This window comes from Candidatus Bathyarchaeia archaeon (genome assembly GCA_041447175.1).
Lineage (GTDB): Archaea > Thermoproteota > Bathyarchaeia > Bathyarchaeales > Bathycorpusculaceae > JADGNF01.
In genome coordinates this window covers 2263931-2282232 of sequence record CP166960.1, presented here as the reverse complement: position 1 = coordinate 2282232, position 18302 = coordinate 2263931, and the positions used below count along the sequence as shown (strand labels likewise).

The 18302-nt window shown below is 45.6% G+C and carries 15 protein-coding genes; 9 read left to right on the top strand and 6 right to left on the bottom strand.

Going from position 1 to position 18302, the window contains the following annotated elements; all coding sequences use genetic code 11:
• Positions 1 to 80: 80 nt before the first annotated feature.
• The 3 genes from ACBZ72_11760 to ACBZ72_11750 all read right to left on the bottom strand — a co-directional run bounded on the left by ACBZ72_11760 (position 81) and on the right by ACBZ72_11750 (position 4639).
• Complete coding sequence (locus ACBZ72_11760) at positions 81 to 3497, bottom strand: DNA polymerase II large subunit (GenBank protein ID XES76835.1); 3417 nt, start codon at positions 3495 to 3497, stop codon at positions 81 to 83.
• Between the two features lie 111 nt (positions 3498 to 3608).
• Positions 3609 to 4361: a geranylgeranylglyceryl/heptaprenylglyceryl phosphate synthase gene (locus ACBZ72_11755; protein XES76834.1), complete on the bottom strand. Its 753-nt coding sequence runs from the start codon at positions 4359 to 4361 to the stop codon at positions 3609 to 3611.
• Positions 4362 to 4375: 14 nt separating this feature from the next.
• On the bottom strand, positions 4376 to 4639 hold the full coding sequence (locus ACBZ72_11750; protein XES76833.1) for a hypothetical protein: 264 nt from the start codon (positions 4637 to 4639) through the stop codon (positions 4376 to 4378).
• A 96-nt stretch (positions 4640 to 4735) separates the two neighbouring features.
• Between ACBZ72_11750 and ACBZ72_11745 the strand changes: the two genes are divergently transcribed.
• The 4 genes from ACBZ72_11745 (at position 4736) to ACBZ72_11730 (ending at position 8641) form a co-directional block, all read left to right on the top strand.
• Entirely contained in the window at positions 4736 to 5578 is an 843-nt protein-coding gene (locus tag ACBZ72_11745; GenBank protein XES76832.1) for an NAD+ synthase, read from the top strand.
• Between the two features lie 10 nt (positions 5579 to 5588).
• Positions 5589 to 6422, top strand: a complete 834-nt coding sequence (locus ACBZ72_11740; GenBank protein ID XES76831.1) for a carbon-nitrogen hydrolase family protein — start codon at positions 5589 to 5591, stop codon at positions 6420 to 6422.
• Between the two features lie 595 nt (positions 6423 to 7017).
• The gene (locus ACBZ72_11735; GenBank protein ID XES76830.1) at positions 7018 to 7497 is read left to right on the top strand and encodes a hypothetical protein; all 480 of its coding nucleotides are present in this window, start codon (positions 7018 to 7020) and stop codon (positions 7495 to 7497) included.
• A gap of 343 nt (positions 7498 to 7840) precedes the next feature.
• Positions 7841 to 8641: a MarR family transcriptional regulator gene (locus ACBZ72_11730; GenBank protein XES76829.1), complete on the top strand. Its 801-nt coding sequence runs from the start codon at positions 7841 to 7843 to the stop codon at positions 8639 to 8641.
• 34 nt (positions 8642 to 8675) lie between these two features.
• On the opposite strand, the gene ACBZ72_11725 is transcribed toward ACBZ72_11730, so the two are convergent.
• Positions 8676 to 9107 carry a hypothetical protein gene (locus ACBZ72_11725; GenBank protein ID XES76828.1) on the bottom strand — a complete coding sequence of 144 codons (432 nt, stop codon included), beginning with the start codon at positions 9105 to 9107 and terminating at the stop codon, positions 8676 to 8678.
• 810 nt (positions 9108 to 9917) lie between these two features.
• Here ACBZ72_11725 and ACBZ72_11720 point away from each other — a divergent pair.
• Positions 9918 to 11168: a Cdc6/Cdc18 family protein gene (locus tag ACBZ72_11720; GenBank protein XES76827.1), complete on the top strand. Its 1251-nt coding sequence runs from the start codon at positions 9918 to 9920 to the stop codon at positions 11166 to 11168.
• A 14-nt stretch (positions 11169 to 11182) separates the two neighbouring features.
• Here the strand turns inward: ACBZ72_11720 and ACBZ72_11715 are convergent, their stop codons facing one another.
• Entirely contained in the window at positions 11183 to 12763 is a 1581-nt protein-coding gene (locus ACBZ72_11715) for a DNA-directed DNA polymerase II small subunit (GenBank protein XES76826.1), read from the bottom strand.
• Between the two features lie 331 nt (positions 12764 to 13094).
• Between ACBZ72_11715 and ACBZ72_11710 the strand changes: the two genes are divergently transcribed.
• The 4 genes from ACBZ72_11710 to ACBZ72_11695 all read left to right on the top strand — a co-directional run bounded on the left by ACBZ72_11710 (position 13095) and on the right by ACBZ72_11695 (position 17495).
• Complete coding sequence (locus tag ACBZ72_11710; protein XES76825.1) at positions 13095 to 14066, top strand: PhoU domain-containing protein; 972 nt, start codon at positions 13095 to 13097, stop codon at positions 14064 to 14066.
• A gap of 175 nt (positions 14067 to 14241) precedes the next feature.
• Positions 14242 to 14424 carry a hypothetical protein gene (locus ACBZ72_11705; protein XES76824.1) on the top strand — a complete coding sequence of 61 codons (183 nt, stop codon included), beginning with the start codon at positions 14242 to 14244 and terminating at the stop codon, positions 14422 to 14424.
• Positions 14425 to 15948, top strand: coding sequence for a hypothetical protein (locus ACBZ72_11700; GenBank protein ID XES76823.1), 1524 nt, complete (start codon positions 14425 to 14427; stop codon positions 15946 to 15948).
• A gap of 89 nt (positions 15949 to 16037) precedes the next feature.
• Positions 16038 to 17495 carry a glycosyltransferase gene (locus ACBZ72_11695; GenBank protein ID XES76822.1) on the top strand — a complete coding sequence of 486 codons (1458 nt, stop codon included), beginning with the start codon at positions 16038 to 16040 and terminating at the stop codon, positions 17493 to 17495.
• A 26-nt stretch (positions 17496 to 17521) separates the two neighbouring features.
• On the opposite strand, the gene ACBZ72_11690 is transcribed toward ACBZ72_11695, so the two are convergent.
• On the bottom strand, positions 17522 to 18301 hold the full coding sequence (locus ACBZ72_11690) for a glycoside hydrolase family 16 protein (protein XES76821.1): 780 nt from the start codon (positions 18299 to 18301) through the stop codon (positions 17522 to 17524).
• Position 18302: the final 1 nt, after the last annotated feature.

The window sequence follows — 18302 nt, the reverse complement described above, 5'->3', positions numbered from 1 at the left end:
TCAGGTAGGCGTTGGGGTGGTAGAGGGTTTTGATGTTGCAGCACCCAATCTAAATTGGCGGCTGGGTTGAAAAGCTTTAGCTATCCGAAGTCGAAAAGGCTGGTTTGGATTGGTTTTTTGTTGTCAAACATGTCGTGAATTTCCTCGCGGATAAGGGTGAGCCTTTGGCTGTAGTATTTTGGCAAATCGTACTTGTCCACCAGTTCTTGGGCTGGGTCTAAGTATTTCTCAATGCCGCCGCGGTACACAGTCATAGTCAAGGTTCCGCCACACATGCATTTGCCGTTCAGGGGGGGACGACGGTATTTCTTGTTACAAGCTTTGCAGCGAAAAGCCTGCGTGGAAAAGGCGCGCAGGTTTCCTGAAATGTCGCGCATGAAGTGCTTATTTAAAACCTTCAACGCTACGGTTCGGACATCCACAGCGTCGATTTTTGAGCCCAGCTCCAGTTGCAAGTGCAGTTTCTCCACCATGGATTTGAACTTTTTATAGCTGCTTTCGTTGTTGCCCATGCTTATGTTAGAGACGGGTATGGTGAAGTTGTAGCCTTCAAACTGCGCCTCCGTGCCCAACCGGTGGCTAATGACGTCCATGATGGGGCTAATTTGGCGGGCTTCAGTCTTCTGCAGGCTCTTGTCATAGAATTCCTTGGGGTAAACCGCATCCACATCGAAGTCGTGGGCTTGTCGCTGAACCTCTTTGGTGTTCACAAAGGGAATAACAAGGATTGGGGCGTCCATGATGCCGCCAATCTGTGAGGGGAGGTAGCGGTTGGAGAAGTTGAGAAGCGTATCCATGGCAAGCATGATGGCGTCTTCGTCGCCGTCGCAGTCGCGGCGTTTAGCCGAATGCCACAGCGGATGCGCATAAATCAGCTTCAAGTCCGTAAAGCCAACCACGCGTCCAAGGATGCCTACGCAGGTGTGTGGCGCCAGTCCAAAAAGCAGTTGCCCAACCACATCTTCGGGCGTTTTGATGTTGTAGTAACTTGGGAGGCCATACACTTTGGTGAGGAGCTCATCGATGAAGCCAGCAATCTGGATAAAGTAGGTTCCTGCGTTTCGCGGGATGACGACATCTTGCACTTTAAGCTCCAGCACCTGTTCAGGGTCAGTTAACGACACACCATAGATGTCATGCGTGTAGCCTAATTGCCGCAGCTTTTCAACTGAAACCCCCACCTCGCCAGGTTTGATGTGGGTCAGCGGCGCGTTGGTGGCGTCAAACCGAATAGTGCCATCCTTGTAAACGGAGAGGTCATACTTGGCTCTCAAAAGCCCCTTCTCAATAATTTCAGGGGTTTTGTCTTCGTTGGTTAAGCCTTTAACGCCCCGTAGAATCTTGGGCGGCGAAACCCCCAGCGCCTTTGTTGCCTCATCCACCAGCACCTTGAAGTTAAGGGATTGCCGCTGGTAAGGCACCGCCTCCGCTTTGCAGGCGGGACAGGCGTTTCCCTTCAAAGCCTGCCCACACCGAGGACAACTCTTTTCGTAGATGGTTTCGCAGCCGCATTGAGGGCACTTTACGAGACGTGTATAAGTTTTGCATTCAGGGCATTTACGCTTCACGACCTGGACAAACGCGGGACCTTTGCGTCCAGCCTCCACAAGGTCACGGTGAGAGCCACCTGCCAAGCTAACCGGGAAAAGCACATGCACCAACGGCTTCATCTCGCGGCGCTTAGCCTTTTCAGGACGCCCCATACGTGCGCCCACAAACGAGGGTCCCTTGTCGCGCACTTCCACGCCCGAAAGCACGGAAATAGCCTTAACAACTGACTCAGCAGCAACCGCCCCCAGTGCATGCCTAGATTCATAGCCAAGTGAGAAAGCCAATGAGGAGGCGTCATCACCCTCAAGTTGTATCTTTCCCTCCAAAATTTGATGAGGCGCAAAAACCTTCCGCAGTATCCGCACGACTTCAGGATCAAAGTCGCCCACAATTTCGCGGGCTATACCTGCTTCGGCTGAGACTTCTGCTTTTGAGAGCCAGTCCTTGAGCAAGGTTATGTCTTCAATTGAGGTGAGATTGGACCAGAAAAACGTGAATTTTGGATGCAAGGGCAAATGCAGGTTTTGTGAGAGGGCTGTAGCTTCTTTGAGGGATAAGGTTTGGTCAAAGGGGTCAATTAGCAACTGCTTAAGCCTACTTGAGGGAACTTTGGCGGCTTGGGCTGCTTGCTCTAAGCTGTTGTTAAAGTGGGTTTTTAGGGCTGTTTTGAGGTCTTTGACCCACCATTCCTCAACGTAGCCGCTGGGCAGAAGGGTCTTGTTGCAGTAGAGGAAGTCACCAAAACTAATCAGCATATCCCCCAGAAACAGGATTTTTGCAACCTTTCCCTTCACATCTTTAAAGTTGTCAAGCGTAACTCGAACCACGGAGTCGTCTTTTAGCTGCACAACGGGCGGTTCAAGGGAGTCCACAGGCACCGTAACGCCGCCTTTTCCTGGAAGCTCTAAACGCACCTGGGTACCTGCCGCTAAAAAGTTCTCAACAACCAGCATGGTTGCGGGGTGAATGCCCACTGCCGATAGCCCCGTGTTGCGGGACCTGCCGTAGCGGAGTCGGAAGCCTCCTCTGCGGGACGGAAAAGCAAAGATGGGTCGCCCAGCGATGACATCATCCATAAAGCCAGCTGACTTCTTCTCAGATTTCTTTTTGAATTCCCGCAGCCAATCCCAACCCTGAAAACCCAACTTCTCCACAATAACCAAGACTTTGAGGGCCCGTCCGACTATGCCGTCGTTAATAACTCGCAAGGCGCCGCCTCGGACGCGGTTGGTTTCTATTCGGGGCAGATTGCGGTAGGAGGAGACTTCTACGGGGTCAGATTCGGTGCCCGTAACCTCGATGGGTAAATAGTCGAAGGCTTTTCTGAGTTCGCTGTCGGGGATGTGATACTGGAATCGCCCCACGGAACGTTCATAGGTACGCAGTTCCTCGATGAAACGAGCCACCTCTTCAGGGGTGGGTTTGTAGCGGTCCAACTCCAACAGGCGACGAACATAGTCCCCTACCACAAGCGTTAGGGCTTGGTCGGTGCCTCCCGCAGACCGGATTGGCCCAGCAAAGTAAATTGCCAAATAGCGGCTACGGTCACTGTTCAGTTTGATTTTAACTTGAGCAACCCCCTGAATGGGGGCGGCGGTTAAGCCTTCCGTAAAAATTGCCAGCGCCGTTCGGATAGCCTGCTCTGCAGCGGGTTCAGGCTCCATTTTTCCGAACTTTCCGCTCACAATTTGTTCGCAAATTTTGAAAGCGATTTCTTCGCGTCCCATCTTGGAGTTGAGCTCGCGGATGCTTGCTGCCACCCCTTTTGGCCCCACCAAGCCTTCCACGAGGTCAGCAATGTCTTGGGCAATTATGCTTTCAACTTTTAGGGCGGGGTCTAAACCTTTTTGACGGGCGGTCTCACTTAAGGTGTACATCCGGTTCAGTTCGCTAGCCATCGAGTCTATGTAACTGCGGTACTCTTTACTCATTGCACTACTGCTCAAAGAGGATGCCCCTTAACTCACTGTTAACGACACGGCTATTTTTGGTTTCTCACCGAAAAATGCGAAAACACCCTCGCCAAAAAAAGGAAGCATAGAAAACAGCAAATGCGGTTACGGCTTGACCACTTTAATTCCGCTAATTATTTCAGCAACTTTCTGCTCAGACCCCTCTGACTCCACGAGGTTACCCGTCACAATTATGTCGGCGCCTGCAGAAACCGCCGTCAAGGCTGCTTCTTTAGTTTTTATGCCGCCGCCAACAATGAGTGTGGCGTCAGTTACTTTTTTTACAGCGTGAATCATTTCAGGAGGCACAGGGTTTTTTGCGCCTGAACCACCTTCGAGGTATATGAAGCGCATGCCAAAATACTGTGCCGCCAGTGCGTGAGCAGCAGCAAGTTCGGGTTTGTTGTAGGGTATGGGGATGGCTTTGCCGACTATGCCTGCGGTTCCACCTTCACCGACGATGATGTACCCCATGGATATGGGTTCCAACCCAAACTTCTTAACCAAAGGCGAAGCAAGGATTTGCGCGCCCACAATGAAGTAGGGATCCACCGAGTTAAGCAGGGACATGAACCACATGGCGTCGGCGTGTCGACTGATGCCAGTTATGTTGTTAGGAAACAAAATAGTGGGCAAATCCACTGCTTCGTGAATAGATTCTAAAACTTGGTCTAAGTGGATTTGGGAGACAAATGTTGAGCCACCAATCATTATGGCTGCGGTTCCACTTTCTTTAGAGCTTTGAGCAATTTGAGCCGCTTGTTGAGGAGAAAGCTTTTCTGGGTCAAGGAGAGTCATGTGAATTGAGCCGTCGGCTTTGATTTTTTCCATTAAGTATTTCTCTACACGTCCAAGCATGCAAATAACCGATCCTAGTTGGCATCTTTGAGGGGTACTGACCGTCTAGAAGCGCCGTAGATTTTGTCAGTGAACATGCAGTAGATGTCCACTTCGCCTTGGGCTTGCTTTATTGGGAACTCTTCTTGAAGCCCACAGCTACTGCAGCCTGCGATAGCGCGGTCTTCTTCACGTATGATTTCTACTCTGACCGTTTCTTTTCCGCATCTTGGGCAGGAGAAGAATTTGGGTAAACGTTTCTTTGGAATGTGGATAACTTTTTTCCTTCTTCGGCCCACTTAACTATCCCCTTTGATGAATGCTGTGCTTTAGTATCTACGCTTGCCCTTAAATACTTGCCTACATCCTTAAAGTTAACGGACAAGTGAAGAAGCTTGAAGCTTAAACCTTCAGTTCTGCAACTAAACCTTGACGATGTGCAAACCAGAATCACGCGGTTTATCCGAACCTACGTGGATAACTCGGGAGCTAAAGGCATCGTTTTAGGCATGTCAGGAGGCATCGACAGCAACACCGTGGCAGCCCTTTCAGCGTTAGCTATTGGAGGCGAGAAAGTTTTGGGGCTTATGCTTCCGGAGAAAGAAACGTTCAACCAAAAAGACATTCAAGACGCCAAGGTGGTGGCGGCGCAGTTTGGGATACAAACCCAAGTCTGTGACATCACAGCCGCGGTGGAGGGCACATACAAATCCATGCCCGCCTTTGACCCCCAAGACAGGCTTTGCAGGGGCAACATCAAAGCCCGCACCCGCATGATTTTCCTTTACTATCACGCTAACAAACTCAACCGTCTGATTTGTGGAAGCAGCGACAAATCCGAAACCATGATGGGCTACTTTACCAAGTGGGGGGACGTAGCCGCAGACTTCTCCCCAATAATGGACCTATACAAAACGCAGGTCCGACAACTCGCCGCCCACATAGGCATCTCCACCGAGCTTACCCAGAAGCCGTCTACGCCGGCCCTGTGGGTTAATCAGCAGGCAGAAGAGGAACTTGGAATCCGCTATGAAGTGCTTGACCTGATTCTTTTTGGGCTGGAACGTTTCATGCCCATAGCCGAAATCGCCAATCAACTAGGCATTCAAGAGAGCGAAGTTGAAGGCGTGAAGAGCCGGTGGTTGAGGGCGGAGCATAAGCGGCGGCTGCCGTTGACTCCGAAACTCGAATATCGAACGGTGGGAACTGATTTTCGGCTTCCCTACAGCACATACTAACGGTGACAATATGAAAGACCAAATTAAACTTGCTTTAGCGCAGATGAGCAGTAAACGGGAAAACAAAACAGATAATCTTGCCAAAATTGAAGCCCTCACCCAAAAAGCCAAAGCACAAGGTGCAGATTTGGTGATTTTTCCCGAGCTCTCCTTAACAGGTTACGTGATTAGAGACCAACTTTACGAGTTAGCGGAAACCATCCCTGGACCGTCCACCCAGCGGATTGAGCAGCTTGCTAAGAAAACGCAAATGCACATAATTTTTGGCATGCCTGAGCTTAGCGAGAAAACCAGAGCGACAATATTTAACACGTCGGTTTTTGTGGGTCCAGAGGGGTTCATCGGTAAATACCGAAAGATGTACTTGCCAACTCATAGTGTTTTTGAGGAGAAAAGGTATTTCAGACCTGGGTATCAATCGGCAGTGTTTGACACGGCGATTGGAAAAATTGGGCTGTTTATCTGTTATGACATCTTTTTCCCTGAAGTTGCCCGACTAACACGGCTGCAAGGGGCGCAGCTGATTGTTTGCATTTCCGCTTCGCCGGCAGTGCGCAGAACCTACTTTGAGATTCTGACCGCGGCTAGGGCGCTGGAGAACACGGCGTTTTTGGCTTACGTAAATCTGGTGGGTGTGGAAGATGGCTTACAATTCTGGGGCGGAAGCAGACTTGTTGGACCAACAGGCGACGTTATTGCGAAGGCAAAGTTTGACGAAGATGACTTTGTCGTCTGCGAGCTCAACTACGATGACCTTAGACCTGCCGAAACGTTCATTCCAACTTTGAGGGATTTGCGTCCAGAGCTTTTCGATTCAATGAAAAAGAGCTCTGAAAACCTCTAAACACCCATTTTTAAAATCAACCTTTTGAAGCTTCCGTTGTATTTAGCGGCGCAAATGCCTTGGTAAGCAACATCACAGATGCATCACAGGTTCGTGATATCATCAGATTCTGTGACAATCACTCGTGATTTGTCCGTGACTTTGCCGTGATTCGGGCGTGATTTGATGTGATTGGTGACGTCACGAGTCACAACACGCGTAAAAATTGATATTTTTAACTTGCTTTAAGGAGGATAAGCATGATAGATTAAACGTATGCATGCCCTTTTGGTCGTTCTTTAGGCAAGAATAATTGATGTAAAAGCGCCTATTTGAAGTAATTGAAAGAGTTTATGTTTAAAGAAAAAGTTCATTTTAGACTAGACTTAACCAAATAACAGAAAAAAATACGCCTGAAAAACGCCTTTATTTAAATATAAACCTCAAATTATACCTATTATTAGATTTTTATCCCAAATTTGTCATTTTATTTAAAATAAAGGAAGTTTATAGAAGTTAGACAGTTGATTTGGGTGTAAAATAGTGCAGACACCTTTTAAAATGTGCGTAAGTATACAAAACTGTATCCATTCAGCATAACGCGGAGAACATAAGATTGAAGCTTAAAGACAACGTACAATTGTGGCTAAACGGGGCATTAAACGACCCCGTTGTCAAAATACTCTCCAAAAACAGCCAATTAACACGAACACAACTCGAAACGCTCCTTATTGACATTTTAGCCGAAAGTATGGCGGGCAAACCGTTAAAGTACGACGAAAAAGCCAAATTACGGCTAACAAAGGCTAAATTAAGCCGCGGTTCCTTTAATAGGACATTAAATCAGTCTAAAGAAAACGTCATAAAGTCAATATACACAGTGTTGCTGTTAGGCTATTTAGGAGTATTTGAGACCACAACTCTTGACCCATATCTCGAAATAGCAAATAAATTGAAGGAGTATATGGAGGCACATGAGAACCTCCCGAATGATATGGATGGGTTACAGGAGCATCTAAAGGTCATTGAAATCATCAGAGAGGAAATAGAATCAAGCCTAAAACGCCTTTCCACACCCTCAGAAGGCAATATGTGACGTCACAAATCACAAAAAAGAGCTCAAAAACAGCCCCAATTCTCTCTAAATCACACGTGACAACAAACATCTCACAGTAAAAAAGACACCAAACAAAACAAGTATAAACTACAGGTCAAAACAGAAAATAAGCCAAATTTCAGCATTTTTATACACATCAGAGGGACACGTTGTTTGTGATAATAGACATCACGCGTTAATGTGATATGTGACATCATAGATTACATCAAGGAAACAAACCATAAACCTTAAATTTTCCATGGAGAACTGTGATGTGTGATGCAACAGCACAAGTCACGTGTAAATCACGCCTAAATCACGAGCAAATCACAGAGGGAAAACTTTGGTAGATATAACAGTTGCTTTGGTAGGAGTTCTCTTAACAGTTTTACTCGCTACTACAAGTTATGCCGCCATTGAATACTACAGGCGACTGCAGAAAGCAAAGCAAGAATATGAAAAAGCCAAAGACACCGTGGAGGATGTGGTGCTAAGTTTTAACCGGGAACTCAAACGGGAGGCAGAGAAAATACAGAACGTAGCCTACAAAGTAGAGATTAATGCATCTACAGCTGAAGCAGGACTAAGAAAAGCAGAATACATCGAAAATATGGTAATTCCTCTTGAAATTCAGGTCAATCAGTTAAATACTCAAATTGACAGCATAAGCAGCACTCTGGGTGCAGTCTCAGATGTGAATGTGAAAACTTTGGAGAAAGTAGCCAATGTTGACACAACTAAAATCCAAAATAAACTCACAGACCTTGAGTCGCTACAAGAAGAGTTAAAAAATAAACTTGTGGTCATTGAAGAGCAACTTGAAAAACTGTCAGCGGTTCCTGAAGTGAAATCTGAAACTGAAATTCCTGTGATGCCTGTGGTTCCCATAAAGCGGGATAAAGCCATGGCTTCCTTGACAGAAACGGAAGTTCAAGTGCTGGAGTTTTTGTCTGCTCAAGGACCAAAGACGGCTCCAGAAATCAAAGAGAAAGTGCAATTGAGCAGGGAACACACCTCAAGGCTCATGAAGAAGCTCTACGAAGAAGGATACTTAGAAAGAGAAACAGGCAAATTACCATTTAAGTACAGCGTTAAAAAAGAAATGGAAACAATGCTGCAAAAACCAGAGCCGTCAGCCACATAGAAACAAATTGGTTACAAGAGCAACCAATGGTTGGTTACTTCAATTTCTGTTTTATGACAGCATGAGGAGTAGCTGTTGATACTTTATACTTCAAATTGCTGGCGCTTCCCGTTCTAACTAAAAAGCCCTTGGTTGCCATGCGTGAAAGGTAAGTGGAAACAGTGCTTAAACTAATGGGTTCTTTTAGCTCCTGCTCAAAGACCGATTGAATATCTTTTGAGGAAAACCATACAAGCGGAAAACTCTTCTGAACCACGGCACGAACTTTCTCAAACCGTGACAGGCTACCAGCCGCTTGAGCTGTAGCTCCACTGGAAGTTGGAGTTTCTCCCGGCATGCCTCCAAGCAACTCTACCAGATCCAAAAGCCGTAAAGCCTTATCTCTAGTTATTTGGCCTTCAAAGGCAACTGTGTATCGGTTGCCTTCGCTGTCGAATAGCTCTACCCGCATTTTACGAGCTGGCATCTGTAGAGTACACCTTAACGGCGTTCACAACTCTACGTTTCACACCTAATAGCTGTTACGGTGAAAACAAAAAATGTAAAAAGCCAAAAAACACGTCTAATAACGAAAATAACGTGAATTTACAGATATTTTGGGATAACAAGGTTCACAAGAATTCCAATCTTCTAAAAAATTACAGGAAAGGGTTAGTTCGCATTTTCCAGTAGAAGTCAAGGGGGGTGTGGTTTACTGTAAAAAGCCATAAATCAATCCGTTTTAGCGGTAAGGAGGAGAAATACGAGTAGTTATATTTGGGTTTTCACAGTGTATTCACAGATTTGTGAAGTGTAAAGAGGTTGTGAAGACCACAGAGGAAAGTTAGAAGAAAAAAATGAAACTGATTTTTTGAACAAGGCTTCGAGGGGAAAATACAGCCAGAAAAAAGAGCAAAAATATGTTACTTTTTGGGTTCAGAGAGACACCCCTTCATTTCCGCTCCAACAACTCTTAGTAAATAGCCGATTGTTGGGTGTATAAAAAAATTTTATAGTTTACTAATCTAAAATCTTTAACAATAATTATTAATATACTTCCTTGAATAATACCACACAGAGTATTATTATTCTACTACTATATCTTACATACTCTCACAAGAGTATTAAAGTCTCCAGTAGAAATTTTGGGGTGTGCCTGTCTTTCCTACCTGTAATCTCAAAGAATTATCATCAAGTTTTAGGAATGTTTAGCTTCCCAACTATTTTTTTAAACTGTAGCCTTTATCTGTTCCACCCGAAATAACGGTGTAACCTCTGAAGCAAATGAGGATCAAGCATGGGCAACCCAAACATATTAGATGATGTCTTCGAAAAATTCGTTAACGAAGCAAAGCTCTTCAAAGACCGTGAAGTCCTAAGACATGACTATTTACCAGACCGTCTTCCACACCGTGAACAACAAATACGCGTACTAGGTCAAGCCGTAGCACCCGTGCTGAAAGGTTCACGATGCTCAAACATCTTCATTTACGGAAAAACTGGAACTGGAAAAACTGCAGTCACCAAATTCGTCCTAAGCCATTTAGAGTCAAAAGCCAAAGAGTATGGTGCACCCGTCAGGTTTTGCTACGTAAACTGCCGAATGACTGGCTCAGAATATCGAATCTTTGCAGGCTTAAGCCAAAGTTTAGGCCTATCTATTCCATTCACGGGGTTATCTGTGGGAGAAGTGTTTGACCGATTCCGAAATGGTTTAGATGCTAAACGCACAATATTTCTCATTATTCTGGACGAAATTGACGCCCTTATCAAAAACCGCGGCGATAGCATCCTTTATGAATTAACCCGAATTAACGAGGCTCTTAACAGAAGCAAACTTGCCCTTATTGGAATATCAAACGACCTGCGACTCAAAGAATTTCTGGACCCACGCGTGTTTAGTTCTCTTAGCGAAGAAGAAATGGTTTTCCGACCCTATGACGCCAGCGAACTACGAAACATCCTTCTTGAACGGTCAAAACTCGGATTTTTTGAAGGCGCTCTCTCTGAACCTGCACTCAGCATATGTTCTGCTTTAGCGGCAGCTGAACATGGTGATGCCCGAAGAGCCTTGGACCTGTTGCGTGTTGCAGGCGAAGTGGCTGAACGCCAAGGCTCAATTAAAGTAACTGAAGAGCATGTGAGAGAAGCTGAAAAAAACATCGAACACAACAAAGTCATCGAAGCACTTAAAAACTCAACACTCCACTCTAAACTGGTTATTCTTAGCGTTTATCATCTTGGGAAAACCAGCGGCTGCAGCGCTACTACGGGAGAAATCTATGACGTGTATAATGAACTCTGCGGTGAATTAGGCGTAAGCCTCCTGACCCAGCGCCGACTCGGCACCCTTATCAACGAACTTGACGCTATAGGTTTGCTAAACTCCAAGGTTGTGAGTATGGGTCGTTATGGACGCACTAAAAAAATCCGCCTTGAAATTTCCCGTTCTATCATTCAAGACGTCTTTGGAACCGACAGCCGACTAAGCCGCCTGCTCAACTACCAAACCAAGCTATCAACCAAAAATAATCATTCCAAAAACTAGCTTTGTAGTTCTTTTTAAAGGAAAGATAGCACCTTGACTTCCATCGTTTGCAAGTTCACAACGGGCACTTTTCCCGGTGTTGGAACCAAGCCTAACTTTGCCATGTACTCGGTTTGGTCTTGCCATCCACCCGAATTCACCACTAAGACGCCTCTATGATTGCATACGCCCATAACGTGGATGTGTCCTGCATGAAAAATATCTGGGACTCGGTCAATAACAAGGAAGTCACGTTTTTCAGGGGATAGCGTTGTCTTGGCACCATAGATGGGTGCTAAATGCCGTCCTTGTATGAATAGTTTCATGGCTTTCTCTGGATGTTCATGGTCAGTTCCTGGAACTGAACCGATGATGTCATCTAAGCTTCGACCATGATACATCAAAACTTCAACGCCATGGATGCTCACGGTACAGGGATTGCCCAGCGAGTAAATTCTTCGGGAACCCTGAAGAGTAGGTAAGTAATCTTCTGTTATTGCTGGTTGAGGAAGGGCTTTGCGTGGGGCATCATGGTTTCCAGGTGAAACAACAATTTCGATGTGTTCTGGTATTCGCGAGAGCAGCTTAGCAGCATACCGATACTGGTTATGGGCGTCTCTAACGGTTAGCTCCTTGGCTTGACCAGGATACACACCAACGCCGTCAACCAAGTCACCTGCAACCAAGCAGTACTTAACGTGGCTGGCGATTTCACGCATGGCGTCGTTTCCGTATTTCCCATTTATCCAATGTATAAAGCGTTTAAATGATTCCTTGTTGAACTTGTTGCTTCCTACATGAATATCTGAAGTTAAAACCGCATAAACAGGTTCTGAGGCTCTACGAGTAGGTTTTTGTCCAACCTCTGGAAAAATAATATCCTCACACAAAAACAAGTGCCCCCTAGTTTTCACTACAGCGGCACATATGATTTGGTCTTGTAGAAGTAATTGGGCTTTTCTTTGAACTTCCTCCGACGCTTTGGTGGGCACAAGAATGGTAGCGCTGGAATCCAAATCCTCCAAGGTAATCAATAGCTGCTGTTTTGCTTCCCGCTTCTCAGTAACCATACCAATAATTTTCAGTTTGGTTTTAGCCTGCGACTTTTTTGCTTCCAAAATCGGCGTGGCAGCTTTAAGGTCCATGCGTTGCCTAAGAAGTTTTTCAATTCGTTTGAATCGGTCTTTAAAGTAGTCCAGAAATTCCTCCATGGTTCCATTGGAGCTAATGTCTGGTGTTGGGTCCTCCAAAACCTTAACCTGGGACTCTACATCCTTTGCGTAAGCCCGAAAAGGGCTGCTAACCGCAGGATACTGCTTAGCCTCCTCCATTTCCAGTGGTTCTTGATGTTCTGGTTCAACTGGTTGGTTGATGGCTTGCTTTTCTTCTTCGGGTTTTGGCTGCGGTTCTTGAAGAACTGATTCCAGAAAGCTTCGGCAGATGAACATGGGTTTTTCTTCGCAGCACTCAATCTTATGTAATGCTTTTGTCATCACTTGAGCTGGGTCATCACCAGTGCAAATTGTTGCTAAGTAATCAAAGGCTTCACGGTCAATTTGGTACCCTGCTGCGATTGTGATTTCTACCGCTTTTTGAAGCCTTTCCTTTTCTATCATGAATAACGTTTCCTCATTCCCTTTCAGAAACAGCTACTTGACAGGCTGCACTGGTGTGTTCATCTACTGGACTACTGGACTGTTATGGTTTGTGTTTCTTCTCCTCTATTAGTCTATTTACTGTGAAGGATGTTTAGTGTAACCTCTTTTTGGTGTAATTGAAAGAATAAAACCGCTAACTGTTGTTTTCCTTTTAATGAATCTCTGTTCTTTTTCGCGTTTTCTAATTATATTTTGGAAGGTTTGTTATAATATAACTGTCTAAGTTTATATTGAAGACTTTCTCTTTGCTAAGTCAAACCCAATTAAGTATGGGCTGGAAGTGTACTTATTGGCTGATTTACGTAAAGTTCAACGAACCCCCACAGGCACATTCTTTGTCTGCCTGCCACGAAAGTGGTCTGAACAACACGGACTTAAAAAAGGGGTTATGCTGGCCTTAAGTGAAACAATTGATGGAAAACTCTTCATTGATCCAAAATATAACGATGAACCGCCACCAAGAATTTCCTCTTTAAATGTAGGTCCGTATCTGGGACGCGAAATCATTGGACATTACCTTTTGGGCTCCGATATTATTCGAATTGAAGCCAAAGAACGAATAGATTTGGAAACCCGAAAAGTGGTTAAAGCAACTGTTGGTTCAGTGATTGGCTTAGAGATTGTGGAAGAAAACTATTCGCAGATTGTCCTGCAGTGTTTGCTTGAACCTTCAGGTTTTCCTCCTGAAAAAATTCTTCGCCGTAACTACTCGATTGTTGCGGGGATGCATCGAGACGCCACTAACTCCTTTATTGATGGCGACCTACAGCTTGCCAAAAGTGTAACAGTCCGCGACGACGAAAGTAACCGCCTCTATTTCCTTTTGGTTCGCATTTTGCGTACGATTATTCAAAATCCGCAGTTGGGAGAGAAGTTGGGGTTAACCACAATCGAATGCTTGGATTATCGTTTAGCTGCTAGTCTTGTTGAAGCTATGGGTGATGCATGTGTACAGATTGCCGCAAAAACTTTGGAGCTCAACGGGGTTAAGCCCTCTGACGAGTTACGAATTTTGCTTTCAGATTTACAAACAGTCTGCTACGAAACTCATGAGCAAGCTTTGAAATCCTTCATGAACAAAGACATCGTTTTAGCGGAGAGTGTGCGACGGGCACGCGAGAAAATCCAAACGTTAACCGTTGCCATTGAACAAGTGGCAAAGGACCAGCCGTTAGATTTTATGCCCCAGACACTGGCGACCGCATCTTTCATGAAGCAAATTTACAACCAAAGCGTTGACTTGGCTGACCTAGTCGTTTAAACGCAAAAAGTAAGCATTCTCTTTCTTTTTTGTTGAAAACTGCCCTTAACACAGCCCATTGGCTGTTTGGGCTACGGGTTTGTTGTTTTTAGATTGAATTTGGAAATTTAGTGAAGTGGGTTTCTCAACAATGCATATCTCTAAAACAGTATGTCCAGTAAGGGAGGTTTAAAGCATGGCTTCAGTTGACACCTTCGACAAACTCAATTCGAACATTGAAGCAGCATGGCTTCAGATTTTGGGTCAAAACAAAGCCGCCCACCACATGTATCCCTCGAACAGGGTAAACCCTCAGTGTTCTTCTGTTCGCGGTGGCTTGCTTTTAACTTCAAGAAAAATCTGCTTAAACAAGAAATAGGTGATTAAAATTTCAACAATAGTTTCTGCGGCTGCGCCGTTGATTGCTCTTTCCACAGGTATGGTTCTTGGAGTTCAATTCAACTTTGTTTCTCCAAAACTACGCGGCAGAGAATACCTTCCCATTATAATTTTTGCTGCAGTTGCTGGCATAGTTTTTCTTTTGGTTGGACCTTTGCGGAGTAGTTTCTCTTCCGTATATCTTTTAGACGATTACATATCTTTCCTTGAATCCCAATCCTATCCTGCAATAAAATACAACGCCCTGGTAGTGGCAACCGTTAGCCTAATCGGACTGTTTGAATTAGGTTACGCCTCAGGCTTTGGGTTGGCAGCTAAAATATTTGCAACCCGAACTAATAGCAGTTCACAAACCCCTACATCTAACTTGGCAACTGAAAAATCTAAACCTGCCAACACAAATGAAAGTCAGACCAAATTCAATTCGAAAGCAGGCACAACTTTCCAAGCAGCAACCCTTACCGTGAACAAAACCTCCAATGTCTCTGAACATGATGAACAAGGTCTGCGGCGTGACGAACAAACGATAATGGAGCTTTTCCTTTACGGAAAAGTCACGCAAATTGTTCCTTTGGTCAACGTAAACAAACCTGAAGGCTACATATACGAGGGCATTCCACAGTTGGATTGGGATACCAAACGGGCAAGACAAGCTCTGGACTCGCTTGTCCGTCGAGGCTATCTAAACGCTGAACTCACCGACAAAATCTTGTCCTGTAAGGCATGTGGCTCCTCCAATATCCGGATAAGAAAAACTTGCCCTGAGTGCCATTCTTTGAGGTTAAAACGGGAAAATCTTCTGGAGCATTTCGCGTGTGGAGCAGTGGAGCGGCAAAGTGCTTTTGAAACCGAAAACGGCGATTTAGTCTGCCCTAAGTGCAAGGTTAAACTTCACCTAATTGGCTCCGATTACCGCTCTTTGCCACCTGCATACCTTTGCCTTGGATGCAACACCCTAAACAGTGAACCCTTACTGAACGCGAAGTGCGGTAGTTGTGGATCTACGGCGGCAGTGGATGAGGAACCTGAAGTTTTCCTCTACAAATACACTGCGAACTCTGAATTTCCGCTACAAGAGCTCCAGCAGATTAAGCCTTTGGAAACATGCATCAAGTTCTTTCGAACGCTTGGATACTCGATTGTTGCCCCCGCGTTTGTCAGTGGACGTTCAGGGACTCAGCATCTGTTTGACATCCTGATATTAGGCAGAGTTGGCTGGGTGGAACCTTCAAATGGGGTTTCGCCAAGAAACGACAACGGCAACACAGTAGTTGAAGTCTTAATCTCCAGCAAACCTGTTGAAGTGCCAGAGCTAACACGTATCTACGGCAAAATCAGCGACATCGACTGCGACTTTTTGATGTTTGTCATACCCGGCTTAACCCCTGATGCTCGCAATTACGCCGCTGCATACCACATGAAAGTTAGCGAAGGCAGAAACATCGAAGAAGCCTTGGCGAACTCGAAAATCCCAAAAGCCAACGCGGACAAAGAGGACAAATAATGAAAACGCTTTCCTTCCCTCTTTTCCCTTTTCTGCTTGTCTTTTCCGTAGCTCGTTTCAGATGTTCTGTTGCATTGTTGGTTGATTAAATGTCAAAGTCTACTTTTGTCTATGGTGCCTTGGTGGTTGTCACCTTAACCATAGTTTCTTTGCTAATTGGCACAATAGACATGTACATCGCTGTTTCCTGCGCCTTAGCAGCCGACATATACGTAATTTTGCTTTCCCGAAAAAAACGCTTCGAAAGCACCTCCGGCAGCCGGTTTGCCCCCTTAATGCTTGTAGCAGTGATTCCCGCATGCATATCCACTCTGCTTTTTCTTTTGGGCTATTTGGGGTCATCGTTTGAAGCGGTTTTCAGGATAACCCTCACGGTGGGTTTTAGCATTGCGTTTTTCATAACTTCCTACCCGATAATTCCTGCAGCCAAATTCAAAGGGATGGAAGACAACCTTGCTGAAAGTAACACCAAACCGCTGGTGACCCTTCTTGTTCCAGCTTATAACGAGCAGACCGTGATATCCCGCACCTTAAACAGCTTGGTAAACCTCAAATACGAAAACAAAGAAATCATCGTAATCGACGATGGCTCAACTGACCTAACAAAGTTTGTGGCTTCAGGCTACGAAAAACAAGGCGTTAGAGTCATTACAAAACCCAACGGAGGCAAAGCATCCGCCCTTAACTATGGGCTTCTTTTTGCCAAAGGGGAAATTGTCATCACCATTGACTCTGACAGCATGGTCACTAGAGACGCTGTAAACATGATTGTCAAAGCCATGGCAAGCAACCCCAACAACGTAGCCGTCGCGGGCAACATCAAGGTGCTTAACAGCAATTCGCTCTTGACAAAAATTCAGGAACTAGAGTACATAATGGCAATAAACACCATAAGGCGCGCCTTTGCTCTTTTCGGAGCCGTTATGGTGATTCCTGGAGCCTTTGGAGCATTCAAAAAGGAACGTGTTGCCGCCGTGGGTGGCTATGACACAGACACGTTAACGGAAGATTTTGACATAACCATCAAGCTGCTAAAAACCCGGGGCGCCGTAAGCTCAAGCTCCGCAGCTCACGCATACACTGAAGTGCCCTCCTCTTGGAAAGCTCTTTACCGGCAAAGAATCCGCTGGGGCACAGGAACCTTCCAGACTTTGCTTAAGCATAAGGACATTTTTGGGAACCCCCGTTATGGCGCGTTGCACAGCTTTGTGTTTCCGATTATGCTGTTTTCGCTTTTCAATCCGCTCGCCAGCTTCATCGCGCTCAGTTCAGGTCTAGTGCTTGCCTTAACGGGCGGTTTTTTGCTGTTTGCCCGCATGGTGGTTATGTTTCTGCTGATCCAGTTGTTTGTTTCGCTGCTTGCCCTGTCCATCGATAATGAAGGGAGTGGGTTGGCGGTTTACTCGCCGTTTTTTGTGTTCATCTACAAGCAATTCATTGACATTGTGACGATTATTTCAGTGGTTAAAGCACTTATTGGTAAGGAGAAGAAGTGGCAGAAGCTTCAGCGGTCAGGCGGTTTGGACGCCATCAAAGTCCGCACATAGCCTTTTGATAAAAAAGGTGTGGTTGGTTAGGGTGTGTAGGTAAAGCTTTTTATGACTACTTCAGTGGGCAAGCCATCAGAGGGGGCGAGTCCCTTGTATAGCCAGAGGTTAATGTGGGCTTTGACTCCTTGGGCACTTACGCGTTGGTAGCTGGTGAATGACTCTATAACGTTTCCTTGTGGTTGGGTGCCTACTGGGTAGTGTCCATGGAAGCTTTCAAAATATATTGACCTTTGGCTCCAAGTGAAGTAGTGTGTGGTGTAGTCCCCGCTTAGTTCAAAGTTGAAGGCTTTCTGGTTTTTGCCATCTATATAGGGTGGCGGCTGTACAGTGAACCAGCCGTTTTGGTAGTTTGTTATGCCCCATTTGGAGAATTCAATGTCGACTTCGTGGGTGTCGTCTTTGTAGGCAAATAAGCCTAAAACTACGTTTTTGTCCAGATTGTCGGTTCTGCTTGCAAGGTAAAAGGCGTAGGTGCCGTAGCCTAATGTTTGAATTGTTGTCAGTTCCGCACAGTACCATTTTCCGTTTCGCTGGGTGATTTTGAGGTGTAGCCAGCCGTTTTCGTCGACCCACACGTTTTCGGGGTTGTTTGACCAGTAGTTTGGTCCCGGATTGCAGGGTTGTTGTGTGTTTTCGATGTACCAGGTGTATCCTGAGAAAGATACGGTTGACGGGTAGGCAGTTGTGGGGGTAGGCCGGATTGGTCTGCGAAGGTTGTAGGCAGCTGCTTGGGGGATGACCATGCCTATTGTTGTTGCCAGTAGCATGAAAGTCAATATTGCGGTTAGAATTTTTTTCTGCAAG